15 protein-coding genes are annotated in these 6,861 nt (G+C 29.8%); all 15 read left to right on the plus strand.

The genetic code is table 11. The features are described from left to right. The first annotated feature begins 112 nt into the window (after window positions 1-112). Window positions 113-403 (plus strand): hypothetical protein, encoded by a 291-nt coding sequence (locus tag Q0617_RS13105; RefSeq protein WP_298753787.1) that lies wholly within the window; start codon window positions 113-115, stop codon window positions 401-403. A gap of 41 nt (window positions 404-444) precedes the next feature. Then, window positions 445-612: a hypothetical protein gene (locus Q0617_RS13110; RefSeq protein ID WP_298753788.1), complete on the plus strand. Its 168-nt coding sequence runs from the start codon at window positions 445-447 to the stop codon at window positions 610-612. Window positions 613-724: 112 nt separating this feature from the next. Then, window positions 725-874, plus strand: a complete 150-nt coding sequence (locus Q0617_RS13115; RefSeq protein WP_298753789.1) for a hypothetical protein — start codon at window positions 725-727, stop codon at window positions 872-874. Window positions 875-1,048: 174 nt separating this feature from the next. Next, window positions 1,049-1,273, plus strand: a complete 225-nt coding sequence (locus Q0617_RS13120; RefSeq protein ID WP_298753792.1) for a hypothetical protein — start codon at window positions 1,049-1,051, stop codon at window positions 1,271-1,273. Between the two features lie 299 nt (window positions 1,274-1,572). Continuing rightward, entirely contained in the window at window positions 1,573-1,890 is a 318-nt protein-coding gene (locus Q0617_RS13125; protein WP_298753794.1) for a hypothetical protein, read from the plus strand. 1 nt (window position 1,891) lies between these two features. Next, on the plus strand, window positions 1,892-2,056 hold the full coding sequence (locus Q0617_RS13130; RefSeq protein ID WP_298753796.1) for a hypothetical protein: 165 nt from the start codon (window positions 1,892-1,894) through the stop codon (window positions 2,054-2,056). Between the two features lie 10 nt (window positions 2,057-2,066). Next, complete coding sequence (locus Q0617_RS13135; RefSeq protein ID WP_298753798.1) at window positions 2,067-2,681, plus strand: hypothetical protein; 615 nt, start codon at window positions 2,067-2,069, stop codon at window positions 2,679-2,681. A gap of 232 nt (window positions 2,682-2,913) precedes the next feature. Beyond that, the gene (locus Q0617_RS13140; protein ID WP_298753800.1) at window positions 2,914-3,123 is read left to right on the plus strand and encodes a hypothetical protein; all 210 of its coding nucleotides are present in this window, start codon (window positions 2,914-2,916) and stop codon (window positions 3,121-3,123) included. Then, on the plus strand, window positions 3,120-4,511 hold the full coding sequence (locus Q0617_RS13145; protein WP_298753802.1) for a hypothetical protein: 1,392 nt from the start codon (window positions 3,120-3,122) through the stop codon (window positions 4,509-4,511). The genes Q0617_RS13140 and Q0617_RS13145 overlap by 4 nt, the downstream gene beginning before the upstream one ends. A gap of 124 nt (window positions 4,512-4,635) precedes the next feature. After that, window positions 4,636-5,409, plus strand: coding sequence for a hypothetical protein (locus Q0617_RS13150; protein ID WP_298753804.1), 774 nt, complete (start codon window positions 4,636-4,638; stop codon window positions 5,407-5,409). Then, window positions 5,396-5,536, plus strand: a complete 141-nt coding sequence (locus Q0617_RS13155; protein ID WP_298753806.1) for a hypothetical protein — start codon at window positions 5,396-5,398, stop codon at window positions 5,534-5,536. Before Q0617_RS13150 ends, Q0617_RS13155 begins: the two co-directional genes overlap by 14 nt. A gap of 117 nt (window positions 5,537-5,653) precedes the next feature. Beyond that, entirely contained in the window at window positions 5,654-5,776 is a 123-nt protein-coding gene (locus tag Q0617_RS13160; protein WP_298753808.1) for a hypothetical protein, read from the plus strand. Further along, window positions 5,766-6,248: a hypothetical protein gene (locus Q0617_RS13165; protein WP_298753810.1), complete on the plus strand. Its 483-nt coding sequence runs from the start codon at window positions 5,766-5,768 to the stop codon at window positions 6,246-6,248. The genes Q0617_RS13160 and Q0617_RS13165 overlap by 11 nt, the downstream gene beginning before the upstream one ends. Next, complete coding sequence (locus Q0617_RS13170; protein ID WP_298753811.1) at window positions 6,245-6,604, plus strand: hypothetical protein; 360 nt, start codon at window positions 6,245-6,247, stop codon at window positions 6,602-6,604. The genes Q0617_RS13165 and Q0617_RS13170 overlap by 4 nt, the downstream gene beginning before the upstream one ends. Beyond that, window positions 6,601-6,861 (plus strand): hypothetical protein (locus Q0617_RS13175; RefSeq protein WP_298753812.1); only part of this gene is annotated, 261 nt, incomplete at its 3' end. The genes Q0617_RS13170 and Q0617_RS13175, both read left to right, overlap by 4 nt.

The raw sequence follows: 6,861 nt of genomic DNA on the forward strand, positions 1-6,861 counted from the left end.
GACAACGAGCAAATACTTAAACATTATTTAAAGTATTGTGCTAAAATGGAGAGATAATTAACTAAAAGATGGATTAAACAATCTAAAGATTGATTTAATTGGAGGAAAGAAAATGAATAGAAAAGAAAATAAATGGGAAAAAGTAAAAGATATGGATGGATTAAATAGGAAGCAGTGGGGATACCATAGAACTAAAGAGTATCAGGAGTTGATACAAGTAGCAGAAAATCTAAAACTCGGTGAGATTATTTGTTTAGACATATCCCACGTTGAAGAAGAAGCAGATAGATACCATTTAAGGAGAAAATATTATGCTATGAAGCCAAATATAAATAAATTATTAGATATGAAATTTAGGGTGAATACAAGAGATACTAAAATCTATTTTACAAGAATAGAATAGACGAAGAAATGTGAAGGATGTATAAATAATGAGGTGGAAGAATGAAATACTATGTAGATTTAGTTAGACACACAATATTAGACAGAAGAGAAGTTGAAGCAGAGAATAAAAAAGAAGCAGAAGAAAAAGCCATGAATACTTTTCATAAGTTTGATTTAGATACTTATGATGAAGTATGGGTTGAAGAAGTTAAGGAGGTAGAAGAATGAAAGCAATGGACACACTATTAAGGATATTAAATACTCAAGAAACAGCATTAAAAGAATTAGCTAAAGATGTACAACAACTTAAAGCTAAAGTATACGAACTGAGGTGTAAAGAATGATAGAAAAATTTAGAAATGATTTGGTAAAATTCCTTGATAAATGGGGATTAAAGGAGTATGTAACAGAAGACTATGACCCATTATATTTAATTGTGGGAAATGATAGTGTTAAAGTAGAAGTAAAAATAGGGTTAGGTGGTTATTAATGGTAGACTGCAGTGATGTGTATGGATTAGGATTGAGGAGAACAACTATCCCATCTCGTGAGTTATCCGAGTGGGTTAAAAAGAAAGGAGACAAAGAAGGTGAAGTATTTAAACATCTTAACAATAGTAAAGTAGGTATCTGCGTTACTAAGTTACACTTGTGAGGTAAATAAAATGAATGGAAATGATATGTTAGAATTTGAAGAGCAAAACATTGAGTATTTAAGTCAAACATTTGTGAACAAATATAAAGGTTTATGGATGGAGTTTATGGATGAGAAGTTAATTGAGTTAACTCAAGAGTTTATCCATGATAGACACGCAGAGAAGTGGGCAGAACACGTTGACGAAGAATACAACAATAATCAAATTGGAACAGCAGAGATGTATTACGAATGAAACAACTAAGAAAGAGATGGTGCAGGAGATGTGAAAACTCTTTTATATCTTTAGGAAATAATACAAAGGTTTGTAAGAGTTGTGATAGGAGAGGTAAACATAACAATTACAATGGTGGTAGAAAATCTATATTGGAACGTATATGTTAGAATATATATGTTCTAATATATATAAACAATATCCATAAAGCTTATTAAGGAGAAAGTATACCCTAAAGGTCTTTTAAACATCTTTAAACATCTCAAAACTTATACAATTCATCTTTGATTATGAGTTGTAAAACAAAGTAAGACTATAAAATGAAGTATAACAAAGAAGCATCGGTTAAAGGTTTTAATGATAGAATGGGTAATTATAATTATAGAAAGTATATATTCCAAACTATAAAAAACAAAACCACAAAGCTTAAATATGAGAAGGAATACCCTATCTCAAAGGAGGATAAAAAAATGGCATTGCAAAGCATGACAAATCTAAACGACAAAAAACAACTAATGATTGTTAAGCAATCTTGTTTAAATAGAGCTGTTGAATGGTCAGAGTTAGTTGACAACAAAGATACAGACGTATTACTTACTTATGCAGATAAGTTTGTTGAGTGGGTAATGAAAGAATAAAATGGAATACAAATACCAATTTGGAATTGGAACTCCTGCAACTAAGGGAGGAATCACAGTCAGAACAAACGACAAAGAAGAAATTGAAGAGATGATAAAGTTAGCAAAAGCTTTATATCAGAGATATGTAGAATTTGACAAAATAAAGAAAGCAGTACAACAATGAGGTGGTATTAATGCCAATAGAAATAAAAGAAGAAAATAAAGAAAAAGACGGAAAAACCTTTACAAGTTTAATGGCTAAGATTAACACAAAGGTCATGGATGTTGGAGAGAAACTTACGTTCACTCCGAAAGGTTTTGTATCAGAAGGTACAACAAAGTATGGTAAGTGGTACTTGATGGTAGTAGAGATAGATGGGAAAGAAGTGAAGACTTTCCAAAGCGAAGGAAGTCCATTCTTAAGGATTTGTAAGGTAAATGAAGGAACACCAGTAACAATAGAGAAAGTAATGAAAGAGAATAAGAGTACTGGAAACCCTTACTATACTTTGGAAGTATTAGAAGGAAATAAACCAAAACCTAAAGGAGATGGTTTATCAAGTGTATTGAAGAGTTTTAGTGAAATTGAAGACGAAGAAGATAATTCTTCTTCATCTTCTTCTTCAAAACGTGTTAAGTGTCCAAAAGAGTATAAAGACGGAAAGGTATATTATGAGGATGAGTTAGTAGACTTCTTATTAGACCAAGGAGCATATAACGATTACAATCAATGGTTTACATTATTCAATGATAATGGAGTAGATGAAAAGAGAATTGAGGTGCTATTCAATGAAAGAACCAAACAATAAAAATGTAGTTAATAGTTTATTTACAATGGCAATGATGGTCTGGGTGATTTATTTAATTATATTAGGATTTATATATATTGTTAGATTATTTTAAATTTATGTGACAAGGTAAAAGGTCATTCCTTTTTGGTAAAACATGAACCAGTTGGATGGAGGTTGGAAACAGACCAAAATCCACATGGGCGATGCTAGGAGTTTCCTGCCTTGATGTCACATAAAAGAGGAAAATAAAATGTTAAAACTAGAGGGGAAGAAGGTAATTGGTACTCGTAAGGTTGGAGTTCAATCAGTATTTGAATATAAAGTATATTCTGATGGAACATCAAGTCCACCTATTTGTGTATCTACATTCTCATTTAAACCAGAGGATAGAAAAACTAAGTTTAAGAAAACAAAGAAGAAGAAAGTATCATTAGAAATTGGAGAGGCTGAGGAATTATGAATACTGATAGATGGAGATATGAATGTGTTGACACATTCTTTGATAGGTACTACGATAGACTTTTAACAGAGAATATGATTACAGGAGATGAGATGTATATCAAAGAATATGTTGATTCTAACGGAGAAAAACAAGAAATAACGATGTTTTTCTATCCTTTAAAGAAGGGTAAAGTTATTTATCTTATCCCATCTAAATTTATCAATAAGTTACCTCTGATGGTTGAGAAGTATGAGCAGGTATCATTTAGAAATAAAGGGTATAGATTACCTAAAATCAATGAAGATACTGGTAAGGTTGCTTTAAGACCAATGAGAATTAAACCAGAGAAGCAGATGTCATTTAGAGATTTAGTAGATAGCTTTGCAGAGGCAAGACATGAGAATCCAATTCATAATACATTGTGGAAACTTATTGTTCTAACTTCAATAATGGATAGAATAAATGTTAGAGTTGCAACACCTCCAGAATTTGGAAAGGATAGTAAGGTTAACCTTATTAATTCTCTTGTTGGTAATGTTGGTATGATTAGTAATCCAACCATTGCAAAATTAGAATACTTGTTATTTAATAAATTAATCTTTCTAAATGAAGTGTCTGGTATTGGTTCAACAAGTAAAGATGATGTTGAACAATTCTTATTGGCAACAGCAGATTTTAACAATAAGTATGTTAAGAGAAGTAGAGCATCAAAGGGAAGTAAAGAAGATTACAATATCAGTAAATTATCAGTAGTTATTGCATATAACGATATTGAACAATACAAAAATCAAGATAAGTATTTTGATGTGTTATGGACAAATGCAGGAGCAGTTAACAATCGTATTCTACCATTCTTGTTTAATGGTAAACTTAAAACAGATTACAATGCAGTTGTTGATATAAATGAAATAGTATCTGAGAATTGGGATTTCTATTTGAGATTCTTAAGAACATTATTACATTATCAAGAAAATCCAAACGATGACACCAAGAATTATAAATTACAATCTGAATTGGATATGTCTGGAAATGGAAGATGGGAAAAGAATATCAATACCATTAAAAAATGGGTTAGTAAGTATGCAAGAGATGAAGGAGAGTATAATGACTTAATTAATAAACTTTACGATGCTCACTTAGAGTATTTGAAGATGGTAGGGGTAAAAACCTCTCCTCTCCCTACCAATCTTCAACCTTTAGAATCTGATGAAACTATTGAAGAAGAAGTTAAAGAAGACCCTTCTGAGATAGTTATCAAATATCTAAAGAAGTTTGATAGAGATGGAAAGGGAATAGATATTAATATATTATTAAGAGCAACACAAACAGAAGAAGATACAATAAATAAAATGAAATTATATGGTCAGATAATGGAAATCAAGAATGGAGTTGTGACATTATTATGAATTACGACAATAGATTAACAGCTGTTAAATTAAAAAGAACAAATATAAAAGACAAATTAAAAACCACAAAGTTTATATATTACTTCGGATGGATAATATTAATTATATTATTATGGAGGGTACTATGAGAATAATGAAATTATGTATGGGAGAGGATGGTCAAGCAGACTTCACTAAAAGCTGGACATCATCAAGACAGTATGGAGATAGTACAGTTGAACAGATTAATGATGCTAATCTGAGGGAGTTGTACGATGATGAAATAATATTAGATTCTGAATCTAAGTTACATGCTCATAAGGTTAGAAAACAACTCATTAAAAATAATGTTCCTTATAAAAGGTATGATACTGGTAGTAGAGGAGAACATTTTCACATTAGAGTAAATGAGTTGCAAAAAGAGAATCCAAGAATAAGAATTCAGTATAGAGCAGAATTTATTAAAAAGTATGATTGTGATTTAGCCAAGAAGAATGGTTTTATTGCAATGGAAGATAGACCTCATTTAAAGACAGGTAAACATAAAAGATTAATTGAAATTAGAGAAGGTAAACTTGAGTTAGACCAAAAATTGTTAAGTAAAATACAAACTATATACTCCAAACTATATAATAAAAATACACAAAGCTTAAATAGTAGTTCTGATACCTCATCACTTAAGCAAAAAATTAAACCGTCAGACATACTATCTAAATGGGGTATTGATATTACCAAAACAAGAACAGATACTCCATTTGGTGTGTCTAAAAGTAAAGCATGTCTTGCATATAATGATAAAAAAGGTGTGTTTTATGATTTTAATCAAGACAGAGGTGGAGATATATTCACAATGGTTCAAATGAAGCATGGTTGTAGTTTCTTAGAGGCAAAGGAGATGTTAGAAAATGGCAAGTATTAAAAAATCAATTGAACAGCAAATAGATGAAGAATATAAAGAATTATTAGATATTAATAAAATATTCCAAAATAAATCTGATGCCCTAAATAGTTTAATGGCTAAATATTATGAAGGCAAGAATAAATGATATACAGAAAAGGTAGGATTTACAAAGATGTTACCGAAGAGATGACATCTAAATGCAAGTATGGTAAATACTTTAATAAAGCATTATGTAAATGTTGTTACCAGAGGACTTGTGAAAATGATAGCCGATAAATATCAATTAAGAGCATTTTTATACTTAATAAACAATTCAAGTAAAGATGAATTGGAAACAATGCTTTATATGATAGAAGGATTAAAGGGGATGAAGTATGGGAATTAATGGAATTGATAAAAGAAAAGCAATTGCAAGAGATTACTTTGGAGATAAAGATGTTTCTGAGATTGCAGATGAATTTATATCCCCTTGGTTTCATGCACCAACCAATGTTGAAGATTATATTGGTTTTGTTTATGTTATTACAAATAGAATAGATGGTAAGAAGTATATTGGACAGAAAAAATTCTGGTTCAAGAAAACACTTCCTCCATTAAAGGGAAAGAAGAGAAAAAGACATATTAAATATGAATCTGATTGGAAGAATTATTGGGGAAGTAATGATGAACTCAAGAAAGATGTTGAGAGATTGGGTAAACAAAACTTTGCAAGACATATAATAAGATTGTGTAAGAATAAAACAGAAATGAATTATTATGAAACAAAAGAACAATTTGACAAAGAAGTATTATTTAAAGATAAATATTATAACAATATGATTAATTGTAGAATAAATGGAAGAGGTTTGAAAAGATGAAGAAGTTTAAATACATAAAGGAAATGATGAAGTTATGGGAAGTTGTAAGAAAACCATTACAACTTGAATATCATCAATTAGGTATTAAAGAAACCGTAAAAAAATTAGATGGAAATAGTCTTGCCGAAGTAGAAGTTAATCCTTATGAAAAAGAATTTAAAATACAATTTGGAGAAGAATGTAATGATTTTTCTTTGGAAAGAATGAATAACATATTTATCCATGAATTAATGCATGGTTTACACCATATGTATAAGAAAGAAGCAAGTAATTGTGATAGTGCAGAAAGTTATGAATACTTTGAAGAGCAATTCATAAATCACATAACAAGAATAATAGAGGGGTTATTGAAATGAATGAAGACATATTATGGGTAAGTGATTTACATATCCCTTATGAAAATGAAGAAGCAGTAGAAAATTTATTCTTAGATATTAAAGAGAATAAATACAGCACAATAGTTTTAGGAGGAGATATACTTGATTTTATTAGTCCATCTCACTTTGATAAACATCCATATGAAGAAGGTACACTTCAAGAAGAACTAGATGAATATTATTATTTCATGGATAGATTAAGAAAGATATTTAAAGGTAAACTAATCTATCTAATT

Source organism: uncultured Arcobacter sp. (assembly GCF_937982575.1).
Taxonomy (GTDB): domain Bacteria; phylum Campylobacterota; class Campylobacteria; order Campylobacterales; family Arcobacteraceae; genus Arcobacter.